Below are 17,638 nucleotides of genomic sequence, written 5' to 3'. Positions count from 1 at the left end.
GACCCCGGATCGCTTTCCGGCGGCCGATGAGGCACGGTGGAGCACGACCGGATCGACGAACGGTCGGCACGGAACGCCACGATCCAGGCCCTCGCAGCGCCCCCTCCCGGGCTGCCGGAGCGAGGGCCTCGGCGCGTCCGCCGCCGCGCACGAGGCCCCTGCCACGGGCCGCGCGGCCCGCCGGCCGACGACGCGCCGTGCGCCCGGAGCGCCCCCTGCACGGGGAGCGCCCTGCCCCCCGTGGGGGCACCGGCTGCCGCGCGCCGATGACCTGACGAGGTGGATGAGTGACAGGACTGCGCGTCGAAGGCGTGTACAAGGTGTTCGGCCGCCGGCCCGGCGAGGCCGTGAAGCGGTTGCGGGGCGGGGCGACCCGCGACGAGGTGCGCCCGTGGGGCACGGCGGCGGTCATCGACGCCGACCTGGAGATCGCCAGCGGCGAGACGTTCGTGGTCATGGGCCTGTCGGGCTCGGGCAAGTCGACGCTGATCCGCATGCTCAACGGGCTGTGGCGGCCGACCGCGGGGCGGGTGCTGCTCGGCGACGACGACCTGGGTGCCGTCAGCGCGAGCCAGCTGCGGTCGATCCGGCAGCGCAAGGTGAGCATGGTGTTCCAGCACTTCGCCCTGCTCCCCCACCGCACCGTGCTCGACAACGCCGCCTACCCGCTGGCCCTGCAGGGCGTCGAGAAGGCGGAGCGCCGGGAGCGCGCCGCGCAGGCCCTGGAGCTCGTGGGGCTCGGGCAGTGGTGCGACTCGCTCCCCCACGAGCTGTCCGGCGGCATGCGCCAGCGGGTCGGCCTGGCCCGCGCCCTGGCCGCCGACACCGACGTGCTGCTGATGGACGAGGCGTTCTCGGCCCTCGACCCGCTGATCCGGCGCGAGATGCAGGACCAGCTGCTGGAGCTGCAGCAGACGCTCGGCAAGACCATCGTGTTCATCACGCACGACCTCAACGAGGCGATGTACCTCGGGGACCGGATCGCCGTGATGCGCGACGGCCGGGTGGTCCAGGTCGGCACCAGCGAGCAGATCCTGTCGGACCCGGCCGACGACTACGTGGCGCAGTTCGTCGCGGACGTCGACCGGACCCGCGTGCTCACCGCGTCGTCGGTCATGCAGCGGCCGGCCGCCGTGGCGTTCCACGCGGGCGGACCCCGGCTCGCGCTGCGGACGATGCGCGACGCGCAGGTCGCCGCCGCGTACGTCGTCGACCGCACCCGCGTGCTGCGCGGCATCATCCGGGACGCCGACGCGGTGGAGGCCACCCGCGCCGGCCGGGAGACGCTCGAGGGCATCGTGGACACCAGCCTGACGTCCGTCTCCGTCGACACCCCCCTGGCCGACGTGTTCGCGCCGGCCGCGGAGTCCCCGCTGCCCGTGCCGGTCACGGACGACAAGGGCCGCCTGGTCGGCGTCATCCCCCGGGTCACGCTGCTCGAGGCGATGGTCCCGCCGGAGACGTCCACACCGCCGCGCGGCACCCCGGTCGCCGGGGAGGCGCCCGACGCCGTCGACCCGCGGGCCCACGACACCGAGGAGGTGCCGGCATGAGCGCCGCCGTCCTGACGCTCGAGACCACCGAGCAGGGCGTCCCCCGCCTGCCGCTCGGCGCGTGGGTCGACTCCGCGATCAGCTGGGTCACCACCACGTTCGACGCCCTGTTCGCCGCGATCAAGAGCGTCCTCGAGGGCGCCTACGACGGGCTGGACGCGGTGCTCAGCGGCCCGCCGTTCTGGGTCGTCGCCGTCGCGCTCGCGCTGGTCGCGCTGTTCGCCAAGGGCTGGCGGCTCGCCGTCGGCGCGCTCGTCGGGTTCGCCGTCATCGCGGGCGTGGAGCAGTGGGACAACGCCATGGACACCCTGTCCCTGGTCATCCTCGCGAGCCTCGTCGCCCTGCTGCTGGCCATCCCGCTCGGGATCTGGGCGGCGCGGGACGACCACGTGTCGCGGGTGCTGCGGCCCGTCCTGGACTTCATGCAGACCATGCCGGCGTTCGTCTACCTGATCCCCACCGTGGTGATCTTCCGCGTCGGCGTCGTCCCCGGCATCGTCGCGACCGTCATCTTCGCGATGGCGCCGGGCGTGCGGTTCACCGAGCTCGGGCTCCGCCAGGTCGACCGCGAGGTCGTCGAGGCCGGGCACGCCTTCGGGTCCTCCGAGGGCCGCATCCTGCGCCAGATCCAGCTGCCGCTGGCGATGCCGACCATCATGGCCGGCGTCAACCAGGTGATCATGCTTGCCCTGTCCATGGTCGTCATCTCGGGCATGGTCGGCGCCGGCGGCCTCGGCGGCGCCGTCGTCCAGGCCCTGCAGCGGGTGAACGTCTCGCTCGGCTTCGAGGCCGGTCTGGCGGTCGTCGTGCTCGCGATGTTCCTGGACCGGGTCACGTCCGCCCTCAGCACCCGCTCCCGGACGGCCCGCGCGGTCGCCGCGGCGAGCGCCCCCTGAGCGACCGGACCACTCAACCCCGGGTCGCCGGACCCGATACGACCACCACGGGCGCCGACCCCCGCCGCCGCCCCTCCGAGAGGACACCATGCACTCCCGCACCCGCCGCGCCGCTCTGGCGACCACCGCCCTCGGCCTCACCGCCGCCCTCGCGGCGTGCTCGTCCGGCGAGCCCGCCGACGGCGACCGCCTCGACAACGGCGACCTGTCCACCGTCTCCATCGGCGTGCACTCCGGCTGGGACGAGGGCATCGCGGTGTCCGCCCTGTTCTCCGCGATGCTCGAGGACGAGGGCTACACCGTCGAGTCCCAGGAGGCCGACCCGGGCGTCGTCTACACGGGCCTGACCGGCGGCGACTTCGACGTCAACTTCGACATGTGGCTGCCGAGCACCCACGCCGACTACCTGAAGCAGTACGGCGAGGAGATGGAGCAGCTCGGCGTCTGGTACGACGACGCGAAGCTGACGATCGCCGTGAACGAGGACGCGCCCATCACCTCGCTCGACGAGCTCGCGGAGCACGCCGACGAGTTCGACAACCGGATCGTCGGCATCGAGTCCGGCGCCGGCCTGACGCGCATCACCCAGGACCAGGCCGTCCCCGCCTACGGGCTGGAGGGCATGGAGCTCGTCGTCTCCTCGACCCCCGCGATGCTCGCCGAGCTCAAGGGCGCCACGGACGCCGGCGAGAACATCGCGGTGACCCTCTGGCGGCCGCACTGGGCGTACGACGAGTACCCGGTGCGCGATCTTGAGGACCCCGAGGGCGCGATGGGCGAGGCCGAGGAGATCCACACCGTCGGCCGCCTGGGCTTCAGCGAGGACTACCCGACGCTGACCAAGCTGATCGAGGCGCTGACCCTGACCGACGAGCAGCTGTTCTCCCTGGAGAACCTCATGTTCAACGAGGACGGCGGCGGCGACCCGACCGGGTCCGCCGAGGCGTGGCTCGAGGAGAACCCGGACTTCGTCACCGACCTGAAGGCAGCGGCGGGCGTCTGACCCTCGGCGACGACGACGCCCCCGGTACCTGCGGGTACCGGGGGCGTCGTCGTGCGGGTCAGGCCGGGGTGACGGCGCGGCGCAGGTCCGGCTCGAGGTAGATCACCCGGGCGATCGGCACGGCCGCGCGCACGCGCTGCTCCGCTGCGTCGATGGCGGTCGCGACGTCCGCGGCGGACGCCGTCGCGCCGATCTCGATCTTCGCGGCCACCAGCAGCTCCTCGGGGCCGAGGTGCAGGGTGCGCAGGTGGATGACCGACGGCACGCCCTCACCGACGAGGGCCGCGCGGATCGCGTCGACGTCCTTGCGGGTGGCGGACTCCCCGAGCAGCAGGCTCTTGGTCTCCACGGCCAGCACGACGGCGATGAGCACGAGCAGCACGCCGATGGCGGCGGACCCGATCGCGTCCCAGCGGCCGTCGTGCGTGACCAGCGTCATCGACACGCCGAACAGCGCGAGGACGAGGCCGAGCAGGGCCCCGAAGTCCTCGAGCAGGACGACCGGCAGCTCGGGCGCCTTCGCGGTCCGGATGTACGACACCCAGCTCTGCTTCCCGCGGACCGGGTTGGCCTCCTTGATCGCCGTCCGGAAGGAGAAGCCCTCCATGCCGATCGCGGCGAGCAGCACGGCGATGGGCACCCACTGCCAGGACTCGATCGGATGCGGGTCGGCGAACTTGTGCCACGCCTCGTACAGCGCGAACAGGCCACCGAGGCTGAACAGCACGATCGACACGATGAACGCGTACATGTAGCGCTCGCGCCCGTACCCGAACGGGTGCTCCTCGTCGGCCGCGCGGCGCGCGCGCTTGCCGCCGAGCAGCAGGAGCGCCTGGTTGCCCGAGTCGGCGACCGAGTGCACCGACTCCGCCAGCATGGAGCTCGACTGCGTCAGCAGGAACGCGATGAACTTCGTCACCGCGATGCCCAGGTTCGCGGACAGCGCGGCGATGATCGCCTTGTTCCCGCCTCCGTGTGCCATGCCGGTCCTTCCGCCGTGCGTCCGGGCGCGGACGCGCCCGAGGGCCAGCAGGCCCGAGCGGTGATGCTAGACCGGGCGGGCCTCGTCGGCGAGCAGCACGGGGATGCCGTCGCGGACCGGGTACGCCAGCGGGCGGTCCGGATCGGTCGACACGAGCTCCGGCTCGCCGCCGGGGCCGACGCCGTCGACGAGCGTCGCGCCGGTCACGGGGCAGCGCAGGAGCTCACGCACCCACGGCGCGAGCCCGGTGGTGCCGACGGGATCGGCGGCGCTCATGCGTCCTCCTTGCGGACCAGCGCGAGCACGTCGTCGCGGACCTTCTCCATGATGTCCTCGTCCGCCGCCTCGACGTTCAGCCGCAGCAGCGGCTCCGTGTTCGACGCGCGGAGGTTGAACCACCACTGCGGGTGGGAGTCCCAGTGGGAGACGGTGAGGCCGTCCAGCTCGTCGACCTGCACCGGGCCGGCGCCCTGCTCCTCGACGTACGCCTGCACGACGCGGTCCCGCGCGGCGGGGACGTCCGTGACCCGGGAGTTGATCTCCCCGCTCGCGACGTACGGCTGGTACTGCTCGGCCAGGGCCGACAGGGGGTGCGGCTGCCCGCCGAGCGCGGCGAGCACGTGCAGCGCGGCGAGCATGCCGGTGTCCGCGAAGAAGAAGTCGCGGAAGTAGTAGTGCGCGGAGTGCTCGCCGCCGAACACGGCGTCCGACTCCGCCATCTGCGCCTTGATGAACGAGTGCCCGACGCGCGTGCGGACGGCCTTGGCGCCGGACGCGGTGACGAGGTCCGGCACGACCATCGAGGTGATGAGGTTGTGGATCACCGTGGGCACGCGGCCCGCGGCCTTCTCCCGCTCGATCTCCCGCAGGCCCACGAGCGCCGTGATGGCGGACGGGCTCACCGGGTCGCCGTTCTCGTCCACGACGAAGCAGCGGTCCGCGTCCCCGTCGAACGCGAGGCCGATGTCGGCGCCGTGCTCCACGACGGCCTTCTGCAGGTCGCGCAGGTTCTCCGGCTCGAGGGGGTTCGCCTCGTGGTTCGGGAACGTCCCGTCGAGCTCGAAGTACAGCGGCACGACGTCCAGCGGCAGCTCCGGCAGGCCCGCACCGGTGCCGAGCACCGCGGGGGCCGTGAAGCCGCCCATGCCGTTGCCCGCGTCGACGACGACCTTGAGCGGGTGGATGCCGGACAGGTCCACCAGCCCCCGCAGGAACGACGCGTAGTCGGTGAGCAGGTCCTGGTCGGAGACCTCGCCGACCGACGCGCCCTCCGCCGCGGCCGGGACGCCGCCGCCCAGGTAGCGGGACGCGAGGTCGCGGACCTCCGCGAGGCCGGTGTCCTGGCCGACGGGCCGCGCGCCGGCGCGGCACAGCTTGATGCCGTTGTACTCGGCGGGGTTGTGGCTGGCGGTGAACATCGCACCGGGGACGTCAAGCTTGCCCGACGCGAAGTACAGCCCGTCGGTCGAGCACAGCCCGATCCGGACGACGTCCACGCCGCGCGCGGCGAGCCCCTCGGCGAACGCGCCGACGAGCTCCGGGCCCGACGGGCGCATGTCGTTGCCGACGACCACGCGGGGGCGCGCGCCCTCGGCGGCCTCGGGGATCACGACGACGTCGGCGAACGCCGCGCCGATCGCGCGGGCGACGTCGGCGTTCAGCTGGTCCGGGACGGTGCCCCGGACGTCGTACGCCTTGATCAGGCCGGTCAGGTCGGGCAGGTCGCTCGTCTCGGGCACGGCGTCACGGTATCCCATCGGCGTGTCGCGCAGTCGAGGTGGCGGCCCCGCAGCGCCTCAGCCCCTGCTGGACCGCCGGACGACCTCGTCCCGGCTCAGCGCCGTCCCGTCGCCCGCCACGGGGAACCACGCGCGGTGCTCGCACTCGTGGCACGACACGAACGTCACGTCGGTGCCGTCGGCGAGCGCCAGGTGCAGCCTGGTGAGCCGCTCGGACCCGCACACCTCGCACGTGCTCGTGCCGGGGGCGTGCGTCTGCCCCGTCTGGCTCAGGGACCCCAGGGGCGCTGCCTCCGGCTCGGCCCGGCGGCCCTTGCGGCGTCCCGGTGCGCCGCCCCCCGCGGTCGCCACCGCGCTAGTCCTCGTCGCTGCGCAGGACGCGCAGGTGCCCGCGGCGGCGGGTCTCGGTCTCGGCGAGCTGCGAGGCCGCCGGCAGCCCGTCCGGGACGGCGGCGGCGTGCCTCGGCGCGGGCCGGCCCGCCTCCCGCACGGCGTCCGCGAGGGCGAGCAGGTCGTCGTGGCTGGGGCCGGACTCGACGAACTCCGGGGTCAGCCGGACGACCTCCCACCCGCGGGGGGCGGTGAGGCGCGACGCGTGCTCGGCGCACAGGTCGTAGGAGTGCGGCTCGGCGAGCGTCGCGAGCGGGCCGAGCACGGCGGTCGAGTCCGCGTACACGTACGTCAGGGTGGCGACCGCCGGACGACCGCACGCGGTGCGGGAGCACTGGCGGACTGGTCTCACGGGGTAGACCGTACCGCCGCATCCCCCCGGCGACGCGCGCGACCCGCGTTGTCACCCGGATACAGTGCCCGGATGGCTCTCCGTCGGTCCGTCCCCGCCCTCCCGGGCGACCGTCGCCCCGCCCCGACGGGCTCGGTCCGGCGTCGCGACCGGCGCGGGCGCGGCATCCGCGGGCCGCTGCTGCCGGCGACGCTCCCGGCGCACCGCACGCGGGCGGAGCGGTTCGACGACCTGGTGCTCGACTCCGTCGAGCGGCTGGAGGCCCGCTGGGGCACGTACCTGGACGGCGTGGAGTTCGCCGTGGAGGACGTGCCGCCGTCGAACCCCGCGCCGTGGGAGGGCGGCGGCGTGCCGCTGGGCCGGTACTTCCCCGCCCAGCCCGGGCTGCCGCCGCGGATCGTCGTCTACCGGCGACCGGTCGAGAGCCGCGCCGGCGACGCCGACGAGCTGGCCGACCTGGTGCACGAGGTGGTCGTCGAGCAGGTCGCGCACCTGCTCGGCCGGTCCCCGGACGAGGTGGACCCCGAGGCCGGCGACGGGCGATAACCTGACCCGGCCATGACGATCCCCGCCCCGGACCCGCGCCGCACCGACGCCGACGACCCTGCCGACGCCCCGGCCGCCCGCCCGGCGGTGCGCGTGGTGAGCATCGTGTTCCACCCCGGCGACGAGCTGGCGGACTTCACCCGCTCCCTCGCCGCGGCGACCACCGCGGACGTCGACCTGGTCCTCGTGGACAACGGCACCGACGGCGCGGTCGCGGACCGCCTGGCGGCGGAGGCCGGGGGCCGCGTGGTCCGCACGGGCGAGAACCTGGGGTACGGCGGCGGCGCCAACGCCGGCGCCCGCGGCGCGACCCAGCCGTGGCTGGTCGTGGCCAACCCCGACGTGGTGTGGGAGCCGGGCTCGCTCGACACCCTGCTCGCCGCCGCGGAGCGGTACCCGCGGGCGGGGGCGCTCGGACCGGCGCTGCTGAACGAGGACGGCACCGTGTACCCGTCGGCGCGCGAGCTGCCGTCGCTCACGCAGGGCGTCGGGCACGCGGTGTTCGGCAAGGTGTGGCCCGGCAACCCGTGGACCCGGGCGTACCAGCGCCGGCAGGAGACCGCCGGCCAGGAGCGCCCCGCCGGCTGGCTGTCGGGCGCGTGCCTGCTGCTGCGCCGCGAGGCGTTCGAGGCCGTCGGCGGGTTCGACGAGTCGTACTTCATGTTCTTCGAGGACGTGGACCTGGGCGAGCGGCTGGCGCTCGCCGGCTGGGAGAACGTGTACGTGCCGTCCGCCCGCGTGGTGCACGTCGGCGGCGTGTCGTGGAAGGCCCGGCCGGCCCGGATGATCTCGGCGCACCACGCGTCCGCCGAGCGGTACCTGCACCGGCGCTACCACCGCTGGTACCAGTGGCCGGTGCGCGCGGCGATCTCCGTGGGGCTCAAGGCCCGCGAGGTCGTCGAGCTGCGCGCCGCCCGCTGAGGCCCGCCGGCGCAGCCCGCTGAACGGCCGTCAGCACAGCCCGCTGAAGGGCCGTCAGCCGACCCCGAGCCGGCGCCCCTCGCGGACCTCGGCCTGCGTCACCGCGTCGGCGTCGGTGAGGGGCCCGACGACGGACAGGAAGGCCCCGTCCGGCCGGGACACCGACGCCACCAGCGACCACGCGACGTCGACGGCGTCGTCGTCCGGCGCCAGCACCTCGACCCCGACCACCCCGGTGCCCAGCCGGCGCACGTCGATCGTCACGGTGGAGCCGACGGGTACCTCGACGTCCTGCTCCGCGACCACGCCGGTCGCGCCGTAGGCCCGCACGGTCACCGTCACGGCCGGGCCCTGGGGCTCGGCGGTGGCGGCCGGGTCGGGTCGCTGGCCCTGCGTCGGCTCGGGGGTGGGGGTCGTCGAGGGCGTCGGGGTCGGCGCGGCACCGCCGTCGTCGCCGGTGGGGACGGCCCCGAGCGCGAGCGTCCCGACGGTCCCGGCGGGGGCCGCGGCCCGGCCGCTTGCCCGGCTCGTGCCGGGGGCCCCAGGCGCGCTCGAGCCGCGGCTGCTCGTCGAGCTCGCCGGGGTCGCCCGTCCGCGCGACCATCCCGCCGGCGACGACCGGCGCGGACGGCGCGAGGGCGGCGGGGTGGGGGCGGGCCGCCAGCCCGCCGAGCGACAGGTCCGTCACCTCGCCGGGTGCCAGGTCCACCGCCTCCGCGCCGGGCAGGACGACGTCGCCGTCCGGGCCGAGCAGCCGCACGGACACGGTGGCGGGCTCCTCACCCGGGGCGAGCAGCCGCAGGGCGCCGGCGTCGGCGGCGTCGACCGCGGTGCCCGGCACGGACAGCCCGGGGACGACCTGGGTCGTCGCGGGGGCCGCTCCGCCGGCGACCAGGTCGGTGCCGCGCGGGGTGAAGCCGTCGAGCAGCGAGTCCTGCACGTACGCGGAGACCTGACCGCCGGAGGCAGCGACGTGCACGACCGTCCGGCGCTGCTCCGCGGCGACGCCCGGCAGGACGACGACCTCCTGCGCGCCCGGTGCCACGAGCATCCGGCCGCCGTCCGCGAGCTCGACCCGGCCGGACGGCCCCCACACCTCGACGGTGACGTCGGCGGCGGTCGCCCCGGGGTTCACGACGACCAGGTCCGCGGTGCTCTGCAGCTCGGTGCTGCCGCCGACCAGCCAGACGTCGGCGGTGGGCGGGGCGCAGGACGCGGCCGACAGCCCCCGCAGGTCGCCGTCGGTGACGATCGACGAGGTGGCCCCCGCGACCCGCGCCGGCTCGCCGTCCAGGGGCTCCGCCCGCAGGATCACCGGCGCGGTCGGCGAGGCGAGGCGCCAGGTCCCGGCGTCGAGCGCCACGCCCGCGCCGTCGAGCGGCGTGAGCGACGCCGTGCCGGACGACGCGGTGTCGAACGCGCTGACGGACTCGTTCGGCGCGACCGGGACCCGGTCGAACGCGGAGTCGCCGGACGTCGTGTCGTCAGGCAGCTGCAGCGGGCCGGGGCACACGAGGGTCGTGGCGGCGGCCGGCACGTCGACGGTGCTCGCGGGCACCGGGTCCGTGCCCGCCGGGGGCGCGGCCACCGCCAGGGCGACCACCCCACCGGTCAGGCCCAGCACCAGGACGCCGGACAGCGCGCGCGCCACCCGGCCCGCGCGGGAGCGCCGCGGCGGCGGCGCGCCCGGCTCCTGGTGGTCGCTCGCGTTCACGTCCGCGGTCATCGTCTCCCCGCCCGCCTGCGCCGGACCGGCAGCGCCAGCAGCACCGCGAGCAGCAGCACCACCCCCTGCGCCACCGTCCACATGGTCCGGTCGGGGGTGCTGTGCACGACGACCAGCCGGCCGCCGTCCGCCCCGACCTCGAAGGTCTGCCGCCACCCGTCCGTCACCGCGCGCAGCGGGACGCCGTCGAGCGTGGCGTGCCACCCGGCGTCCGCGCGCTCGGCCAGCACCAGCAGCCGGCCCGCGTCGCCGGCCCCGATCCGGGTGTCGACCCGGCCCACCACGCCCGGCACGGCGGGCACGGCGGTGGCGTCCGCGCCGGCGAGCCCCGCGGCGTCCTGCGCGGCGGTGGCGTCCGGCACCAGGCGCGCCCACGCGGCCACCACGGGGGCCGCGGCGCCGCCCTCCGCGTCCGCGCCGGCGCCCGTCTCGGCGTCCTGCCCGTCCTCGGTGTCGCCGGCGTCCTCGGCGTCGGCCGTGTCGGCGGCGTCGGCGGTGTCCGCGCCGACGGCGGCGCCCGACGGCTGCACCCGCCAGATGACCCCGGCGACGCCCTCCGTGATGCGCTCGAGCCCCGGGGTCGCGTCGAGCCGTCCGACCAGCGCCGTGCGGGCCTGGTCGAGCGCGACGTCGCCCGCCTCCGCCTCGGTCAGCGGCGGGACCAGCACGTCGGCGACGGCCAGCGCCGCGAGGTCGGCGGCCACGTCGGTGCTCGACCCGACCGACAGCGCGCCGACGACGCCCTGCAGCTCCGCGGTCGCGTCGTCGGGGTCCGCGACAGCCGGGTCGGCGAGGGACCCGCGCAGCTCGCGGGTGCGGACCGCCGCGGCGTCCTCGACCACCTGGGGGCCGTTGCCGCGGAGCAGCTGCCAGTCGACGACCTGGCCGGTGGTCGGGACGAGCGCGAGCACGCGCGGCGCGTCCTCGGACTCCTGCGTCTGGCGGCCGATCGCCGGCACCACCGCGCGCGACATCGTCGTGAGGTCGGTCGCGCCGGCACCCCCCGCCCAGCCCGCCCAGGCGGCGAGCGGGAGCAGCACGACGACGAGCGTGACGACGCCCGCCGTCACCTGGCGCCAGCCGAACGACGCGCGGTCGAGCCACGCGCGCAGCCCGCGGGTGCCGGTGACGGCGGCGGCGAGCAGGCCGGCCATCGCGAGCGACACGCCCGACCCGGCCCAGCCGGGCACCAGCGCGCCGTCGTCCTGACCGACGGCCACCCGGCCGGCGACCAGCGCGACGGCCAGCCCGACGGCCCCGGCGCACCAGCCGATCCGCACGACGCGCGCCTGCGGTGCGCCGCGCAGCAGGGCCAGCACCGCGAGGAGCAGCACCGCCCCGCCGGTCGCGGCCGGCCACCAGTCGCCGACCACGTCCGGCACCCAGGACGGCAGCCACGACGGGACCAGGCCCGGGGCGTCGACCGGCACGCCGAGCAGCGTGGCCAGCGGGGAGGCCGGCACGGACGCCAGGGGCGACCCCGGGTCGGCGAGCAGAAGGCGCAGCCCCTGGACGCCGCGGGACCCCGCCTCCGCGAGCGCGGGACCGAGCAGGACGAGCGCGGGGACGGCCGCCAGCACGACCCGCAGCCGCCGGCCCCGCGGGGCGCAGGCGGCCACCAGCAGGAGCAGCACGACGCCCGGGAGCAGCAGGGCGGGCGCGCCCGCGGCGACGGCGGCGAACGCGAGCGACGCGGCGGCGGCCGCGGCGATCGAGCCCGACGGGCGGGCGGGCGCGGCCGGCGCGGGGCCCTCCGGGGTCGGGCTCGCGTCGGCGCCGAGGGGCGTGGCGACGGGCTCCGCGACCGCCGTGGGCGCCTCGACGCCGGACGTCTCCCCGCGGGACGGGTCGCCGCCGCCGGCAGGACCGTCCGCGGCAGGCGCCGCGGCACCATCCGGAGCAGGCTCCGCGGCAGCGTCCGCACCGTCGACCCGGGCGGTGACCGACGTCCGGGCCGGCGGGCTCACGACGGCGCGCGTTCCCCGCACGGGCGTCACGGCGTCGAGCTCGCTGGCCGGCGCGGCAGCCACGTCGCGGTCGCCCGGGAGGCCGTCGCGCGCGTCGTCGCCGTCGGCCCCCGTCGCGCCGTCCGGCGTCGTCGCGGCATCCGGCGTCGCGTCGTCTGGCGTGGTGGCCTCGTCCGGCGTCGTCGCGTCGTCCGGCGTCGCGGCGGCGCGGTCGTCCTCGCCCGCCCGCCGCCGGCGGCGCCCGCGCGGGGCCTCGCCGGCCCGGGCCCACGCCTCGGGGTCGGGCCACTCCTCCGCGCCGGGGTCCCGCACCGCACCGGCGGCGTCGTCCGTGCGCGCGGCGGTCGCGACGCCGGACAGCACCTCGTCCACCTGCTGCACGCCGACCGCCCGGGCGAGCGCCAGCACGAGCCACGGCAGGGCCGCGTGCACGAGCACGGCGCCCGCACGGCCCTGGCCGGCGGCGAGCAGCAGGCTGGGCAGCGCGGCCCACACGATCGCCGCCCACACCCGGACGGTCACGGAGCGGGTGGCGGCACCGGCGGCGAACCACGCGCCGAGCCCGGACAGCAGCATCCCGCCGAGCACGAGGGCGGCGAGCGCGACGCCGAGGCTGCCGCCGGCGACCGCGGTGCCCGGCAGCAGGGCGCTGAGGAAGGCGTCGGCGGGGCCGGGCGCGCCGAGCTCCCCGGAGACCCACCCGCTCGTCGCGGCGTCCCAGAGGTCACGAAGCCCGGCGGCCGCGGGCAGCAGCGCGCCGCCGGCGAGGGTCTCGCCGCTCAGCACCCCGAGCACGAGCGGTCCGAACGCGGCGGCGGTGACGGCGACGAGCGCCACGAGGACGACGGCGAGGCCGGCGCGGCGACGCACCGCCAGCGCCGCGAGCTCCCGCAGCTCCAGCTCCGAGGGCGCGCGGACGACGCGCCGGGCCTCGGCCCGGGTGAGGCGCCGGTCGCGCCACTGCTGCCACACCGTGCGCAGGTCCGCCTGGAGCGGGCGCAGCGTCCGCCGGGGCACCTTCCGCGTGCGGCGGGCCTGGGCCCGGGCGCGCACGACGGCGGCGGGCCGGCCGAGCGCACGCAGCGGCGCGGCGACCTCGGCGGCGGCGAGGGCGGGCTCCTTGGTGGCGATCCGGACGAGCACCCGGACGACGCCCGCGAGCACGGCCATCACGGCGACGAGCGGCAGCAGCGGCAGGGGCGCCCAGACGAGTCGCTGGTGCAGCAGCGCCGTGCGGCGGGCGGCGTACGAGCGGCGGGGCTCCGCGACGTCGGGCTCGCCGTCGGCGTCCAGGTCGACGAACGCGCCGAGGTCCTCGCCGTGGTCCCGCAGCCCGTGGTACGACGCCTGGGCGTGCCGCACGACGGCGGACGGCACCACGACGACGCGGTGCCCCGCGAGGCGGGCGCGGCGCGACAGGTCGAGCCCGTCGCCGAACGGCCCGAGGGCGGGGTCGGTGCCGCGCAGCTCGTCCCAGACGTCGCGCCGGACGAGCGCGCCGACCACGCCGACGCCCAGCACGTCCTCGCGGCCGTCGTGCTGGCCCTGGTCGACCTCGCCGGGCTCGACGTCGGTCATCCGGCGGCCGGAGCGCGACGTGCGGACCCCGACCTCGAGCAGGCGCGCGGGGGCGGTCCAGGTGCGCTGCTTCACGCCGGCCACGCCGACGGACGGGGCGGCCTCGACGGCGCGGACCAGCTCGGCGAGCGCGCCGGGGTCGGGGGCGGAGTCGTCGTGCAGCAGCCACAGCCAGCGCTGGGCGCCGCTGTCGGCCGAGAGGGCGGTGCGCACGGCGTCGCCGAAGGTGCGGGCCCGCGGGGCCGTGAGGAGCGTGGTGGACCCGGCGGGGAGACCCGCGTCGCGCAGCACCGCCGCCAGGGCCGGGTCGGGTCGGTCGCCGACGTCGACGAGCAGCACCCGGGCCGGCGCACGGCGCTGGGCCGCGAGCGCGCGGAGCGTCGTCGGGAGGAAGGGGGTGGCGCCGCGGGCCACCACGACCGCCGTGACGGGGGCCGTGGCGGTCAGGGAGCCGGTGGCGGGCGCGCCGGAGGGCGGGACGTCGGACATGCTCACGACATCATGCGCCCCGGCGGGCGCGACTCAGACCACACGCCGCTTGAGCTTGCGGCGCTCTCGCTCCGACAGTCCGCCCCAGATGCCGAACCGCTCGTCGTTCGCCAGCGCGTACTCCAGGCACTCGGCCCGGACCTCGCAGCCGGTGCAGACCTTCTTGGCCTCGCGCGTCGAGCCGCCCTTCTCGGGGAAGAAGGCCTCGGGGTCGGTCTGGGCGCACAGCGCGCGCTCCTGCCAGCCCATGATGCCGTCGTCCTCGGGCGTGCCGAACATCGGCAGCACGCTCGCGAGACCGTCCTGCTTGGGTGTGTGGGCGTCCGACGGGAAGGATCCCTCGTCGTCGAGCAGACTCCACATGTGTGCCTCCCCCGTCGTGCTCGGTGATGATGGTCCGGTGCTGTGTCAGGCCCCGTGACGAAGCCCTTCTGGGGGAATTACACGCGTGTCGTTCGGCGTAGTCAAGCGGAAGAGTGCTATTGCACCTCCCACCGGGCGATATGTCCGGTTGCCCGTCGGCACGCGGGACGGCGGCCGGGCGACGCCCGCACCTAGGCTGCTCGCGTGCCCCCGACGAACCCCCGCCGTGCCGCCGACCTCTCCCACGTCCTGTCCGCCCTGCTCAGCGAGCCGGGCCGCCCGCGGCTGACCTGGTACGGGCCCGCGGGCGAGCGCATCGAGCTCTCCGGCGCCGTCCTGGACAACTGGGTGAGCAAGACCACCAACCTGCTCGTCGAGGAGCTCGACGCCGGACCGGGCACGCGGGTGCTGCTGGACCTCCCGCCGCACTGGCGGACGGTCGTCTGGGCGCTCGCCGCCTGGCGGGTCGGCGCGACCGTGGTCACCCCGGGCGCGGACCGCTCCGCGGCCGGGGACGTGGACGTCGTCGTGTCGGACCGGCCGGGCGAGCTGGACGTGCCCCGCGGCGCCGGAGTGGTCGCCGTGGCCCTGCCGGCGCTCGCGCGGCGGTTCGACGGCGCCCTGCCACCCGGGGCGCTCGACGCCGCCCAGTCGGTCATGACCTACGGCGACGTGATCGGCTGGGCGCCGGTCCCCGAGCCCGACCGGCCCGCGCTCGGCGACCTGCCGCACGCGGCGCTGCTCGCGGCCGCCGCCGACGCCGCACCGGTGCCCGACGGGTCCCGGACGCTGCTGACCGCCGCCGACGACCGGGCGGCGACGGGTCCGGTGCTGCTCGCGGTGCTGGGCGTGCTCGCCGAGGGCGGCTCGGTCGTGCTGCTGCGGCCCGAGCCCGGCGACGACCCCGCGCGGGTCGAGCGGGTGGTCGCCACCGAGCGGGTCACCGCGCGGCTCTGACGCCGGCAGGCCCGGGTCAGCCCGCCGCGCTCCCCGCCCCGGCCGGCGCGACGGAGCCGTCCGGCTGCACCAGGCCTACCCACACCTCGCTCCACGTGGTGTCCACCGCGGTGGGCGGGCCCGTCAGCGTGCGGCCCAGGGTCGTCGACGCCGTCCCGCCGACCGGCGCCGCGGGCGGGACCCTCCACGGGTAGTCGGTGACGTCGAAGCTCAGCGCCGCGACGGGCTCCCCGCCCCACGCGGCCCGCACCGCCGCGAGGTCGGCGGCGCTCGGCGGCTCGAGGAGCTCGACCACCTCGACGTCGCACACCACTCGCAGCGTCGCGAGGTACCGGAACGGGCTGGAGTGCGTCCACACGACCCGCCGCACCCCGAGGTCCGCGAGCTCGTCGCAGACCGCGTGCGCCTGCGTGGCGCGGCCCGACAGCTCGACGGTGCCGGCGACGGATCCCCACGTCGTGACCGGGAACGCGACCACAGCGGCCGCGAGCCCCGCCGCGGCCGCCCGCCGCACGAGGGTCCACGCCCCGGCTCCCCCGCCGCCGGGCGCGCGGCCCCGCCACGGCCCCGCGAGCGCCGCGAGTGCGCACGCCCCGGCGACGAGCAGACCCGGGAACGTCGCGGGCAGCAGCCGCCGGACCGCCCAGACCTGGTCGGGCGTGATGCTGACCCGCACCAGCGGGAACACCGCCGCGACCCCGACCACCGCGACGAGCACGGTCGCCGCGGGGTCCCGCCGCGCGACGGCCCGCCACGCGAGCAGCGCCAGCCCCGCGAACCCGAGCACGACGGCCGGGACACCGAGGTACCAGGACACCCAGGCGAGGGTCTGCTCGTCGTAGGACCGGGAGGCGTCCAGCGGCTGCCCCGCCGCGGCCTGCAGCACCTGGACCGCGTACCCGAAACCGGAGGCCGGGTCGGTGTGGTGCCCCTCCCACCACAGCGGCCGGCTCGCGAGCACGACCCCGACGAGCAGCGCCGTCCCCGCGGCCGCCCAGCCGAGCGGCCGCGCCCGGCCGTGGACGAGCCGGCGCACCGGGGCCAGCCACGCCGCCGGCACCAGCAGCGCGACCACCGCCAGCACCACCAGCACGCCGGTGACGGTCAGGAGGCTGGTCAGCTGCGAGGTGTGGACGCGCACGTACTCCGGGCTGAGCAGCAGCACGTCGGCCATCCCGAGCGCCGCCATCGCGACCCCCGCGCCGATCGCCGCGAGCGCCGCCCGCACCGCCGCGCGCCGGTCCCGCCGGCCCAGCGGGGACGCCCCGACGAGCACGTAGCCGAGCGCCAGCCCGACCACCACGACCGCCCCGTCGATCCGCGCCGCCGCCACCGCGCCGAGCAGCGCGCCGACCAGCACGTGCGGTCCCACCCCGGCCTCCCGGCGCCACACCCCGTGCGCCACCGCGAGCCCGCCGCACAGGAACGCGACGGTCAGCGGCTCGGTGTACGCCGCGCGGGTGAAGGTGCCGAACGGCAGGCTCAGCGCCAGCGCGGCCGTCGGCACGAGCGCCCACAGCGGCCCCGCGAACCGGCGCGCCGCCGCGAACACCGCCAGGAGCGCGACCACCCCGATCGCGAGGTTCCCGGCGAGCACCGCGCGCTCGCCGCCCAGCCAGCCCTGCACGGCGAGCAGCGCCGGGAGCATCTTGTTGCCCTGCGCGTACAGGTGGCCGTCGTGCAGCCAGAACGCCTCGGTGCCGGCGCTCGCCCCGGCGACCGCGGCGTCGGCCGCCGACCCGACCGGGATCGGCGCCGCGGGGTGGTCGGTGAGCCACAGGGCCTGCAGCGTGAGGAACCCGGGGTCGCGGTTGACGACGACGTACTCGGCGACGGACCGCAGGCCGAGCACGACCCAGCCCGCGCACAGCACCAGCACGGCGGCCAGCGCCCCGGTCTGCGCCGCCGACGCACGCGGGGCGCGCGGCACCCAGCGCCAGGTCGCGGCGGTGAGCACGGCCGCGAGCGCGAGCACCACGACGGGGCGGAACGCGCCCAGCAGCACCGCGACGAGCCCCGACAGCCCGAGCGCCAGCAGCACCACGGGGAGCCGGTCCGGCAGCGCGAGCACTGCGCGGACGACGGCGGGACCGCGCAGTGCTCGCGCTGCCGGACCGGCGTGCCGGGGCGGGCGGGGCCGGCGTGCCCGGGGCGGCGGTCACGGCCGGGCGGGCAA

Annotated in this window: 15 protein-coding genes; 6 read left to right on the top strand and 9 right to left on the bottom strand. The window is 77.0% G+C overall.

The genetic code is table 11. The annotated features are described in order from the left end of the window. Positions 1 to 287: 287 nt before the first annotated feature. The 3 genes from QNH85_RS16455 to QNH85_RS16445 all read left to right on the top strand — a co-directional run bounded on the left by QNH85_RS16455 (position 288) and on the right by QNH85_RS16445 (position 3,452). The gene (locus QNH85_RS16455) at positions 288 to 1,553 is read left to right on the top strand and encodes a quaternary amine ABC transporter ATP-binding protein (protein WP_282948142.1); all 1,266 of its coding nucleotides are present in this window, start codon (positions 288 to 290) and stop codon (positions 1,551 to 1,553) included. Then, positions 1,550 to 2,449: an ABC transporter permease gene (locus tag QNH85_RS16450; protein ID WP_282948140.1), complete on the top strand. Its 900-nt coding sequence runs from the start codon at positions 1,550 to 1,552 to the stop codon at positions 2,447 to 2,449. Before QNH85_RS16455 ends, QNH85_RS16450 begins: the two co-directional genes overlap by 4 nt. An 88-nt stretch (positions 2,450 to 2,537) precedes the next feature. Then, a complete protein-coding gene (locus QNH85_RS16445) occupies positions 2,538 to 3,452 on the top strand; it encodes a glycine betaine ABC transporter substrate-binding protein (protein WP_282948138.1) in 915 nt (304 codons plus the stop codon). Positions 3,453 to 3,510: 58 nt separating this feature from the next. Here the strand turns inward: QNH85_RS16445 and QNH85_RS16440 are convergent, their stop codons facing one another. From QNH85_RS16440 to QNH85_RS16420, 5 genes are all read right to left on the bottom strand, one after another. After that, positions 3,511 to 4,434 carry a cation diffusion facilitator family transporter gene (locus QNH85_RS16440; protein WP_282948137.1) on the bottom strand — a complete coding sequence of 308 codons (924 nt, stop codon included), beginning with the start codon at positions 4,432 to 4,434 and terminating at the stop codon, positions 3,511 to 3,513. 66 nt (positions 4,435 to 4,500) lie between these two features. Next, positions 4,501 to 4,710 carry a Trm112 family protein gene (locus QNH85_RS16435; RefSeq protein WP_282948135.1) on the bottom strand — a complete coding sequence of 70 codons (210 nt, stop codon included), beginning with the start codon at positions 4,708 to 4,710 and terminating at the stop codon, positions 4,501 to 4,503. Then, on the bottom strand, positions 4,707 to 6,173 hold the full coding sequence (locus tag QNH85_RS16430) for a phosphomannomutase/phosphoglucomutase (protein WP_282948133.1): 1,467 nt from the start codon (positions 6,171 to 6,173) through the stop codon (positions 4,707 to 4,709). The genes QNH85_RS16435 and QNH85_RS16430 overlap by 4 nt, the downstream gene beginning before the upstream one ends. Positions 6,174 to 6,230: 57 nt before the next feature. Then, on the bottom strand, positions 6,231 to 6,524 hold the full coding sequence (locus QNH85_RS16425; protein ID WP_282948131.1) for a hypothetical protein: 294 nt from the start codon (positions 6,522 to 6,524) through the stop codon (positions 6,231 to 6,233). A 4-nt stretch (positions 6,525 to 6,528) separates the two neighbouring features. After that, complete coding sequence (locus QNH85_RS16420) at positions 6,529 to 6,915, bottom strand: DUF3499 domain-containing protein (protein WP_213284031.1); 387 nt, start codon at positions 6,913 to 6,915, stop codon at positions 6,529 to 6,531. A gap of 72 nt (positions 6,916 to 6,987) precedes the next feature. Here QNH85_RS16420 and QNH85_RS16415 point away from each other — a divergent pair, with 72 nt between their 5' ends. Together QNH85_RS16415 and QNH85_RS16410 are read left to right on the top strand one after the other, a co-directional pair. Then, positions 6,988 to 7,461, top strand: a complete 474-nt coding sequence (locus tag QNH85_RS16415; RefSeq protein WP_282948129.1) for a metallopeptidase family protein — start codon at positions 6,988 to 6,990, stop codon at positions 7,459 to 7,461. Between the two features lie 12 nt (positions 7,462 to 7,473). After that, the gene (locus QNH85_RS16410; protein WP_282948127.1) at positions 7,474 to 8,382 is read left to right on the top strand and encodes a glycosyltransferase family 2 protein; all 909 of its coding nucleotides are present in this window, start codon (positions 7,474 to 7,476) and stop codon (positions 8,380 to 8,382) included. Here the strand turns inward: QNH85_RS16410 and QNH85_RS16405 are convergent. From QNH85_RS16405 to QNH85_RS16395, 3 genes are read right to left on the bottom strand one after another with little or no spacing between them, the layout of a single operon-like run. After that, complete coding sequence (locus tag QNH85_RS16405) at positions 8,342 to 10,108, bottom strand: DUF5719 family protein (RefSeq protein WP_282948125.1); 1,767 nt, start codon at positions 10,106 to 10,108, stop codon at positions 8,342 to 8,344. The genes QNH85_RS16410 and QNH85_RS16405 overlap by 41 nt on opposite strands. Further along, positions 10,105 to 14,142 carry a glycosyltransferase family 2 protein gene (locus QNH85_RS16400; RefSeq protein ID WP_282948177.1) on the bottom strand — a complete coding sequence of 1,346 codons (4,038 nt, stop codon included), beginning with the start codon at positions 14,140 to 14,142 and terminating at the stop codon, positions 10,105 to 10,107. Before QNH85_RS16400 ends, QNH85_RS16405 begins: the two co-directional genes overlap by 4 nt. 33 nt (positions 14,143 to 14,175) lie before the next feature. Then, entirely contained in the window at positions 14,176 to 14,421 is a 246-nt protein-coding gene (locus tag QNH85_RS16395) for a WhiB family transcriptional regulator (RefSeq protein ID WP_282948175.1), read from the bottom strand. A 288-nt stretch (positions 14,422 to 14,709) separates the two neighbouring features. On the opposite strand from QNH85_RS16395, the gene QNH85_RS16390 reads away from it, so the two are divergent. Beyond that, complete coding sequence (locus tag QNH85_RS16390; RefSeq protein ID WP_282948124.1) at positions 14,710 to 15,462, top strand: TIGR03089 family protein; 753 nt, start codon at positions 14,710 to 14,712, stop codon at positions 15,460 to 15,462. Positions 15,463 to 15,478: 16 nt separating this feature from the next. On the opposite strand, the gene QNH85_RS16385 is transcribed toward QNH85_RS16390, so the two are convergent. Further along, complete coding sequence (locus QNH85_RS16385) at positions 15,479 to 17,533, bottom strand: hypothetical protein (RefSeq protein ID WP_282948122.1); 2,055 nt, start codon at positions 17,531 to 17,533, stop codon at positions 15,479 to 15,481. Positions 17,534 to 17,638 lie beyond the last annotated feature (105 nt).

The organism is Cellulomonas endometrii, assembly GCF_949769265.1.
In the GTDB taxonomy this organism is placed as follows: Bacteria; Actinomycetota; Actinomycetes; order Actinomycetales; family Cellulomonadaceae; genus Cellulomonas; species Cellulomonas endometrii.
The sequence above is the reverse complement of the archived record's forward strand: the minus strand, read 5'-3'. Positions and strand labels throughout refer to the sequence as shown.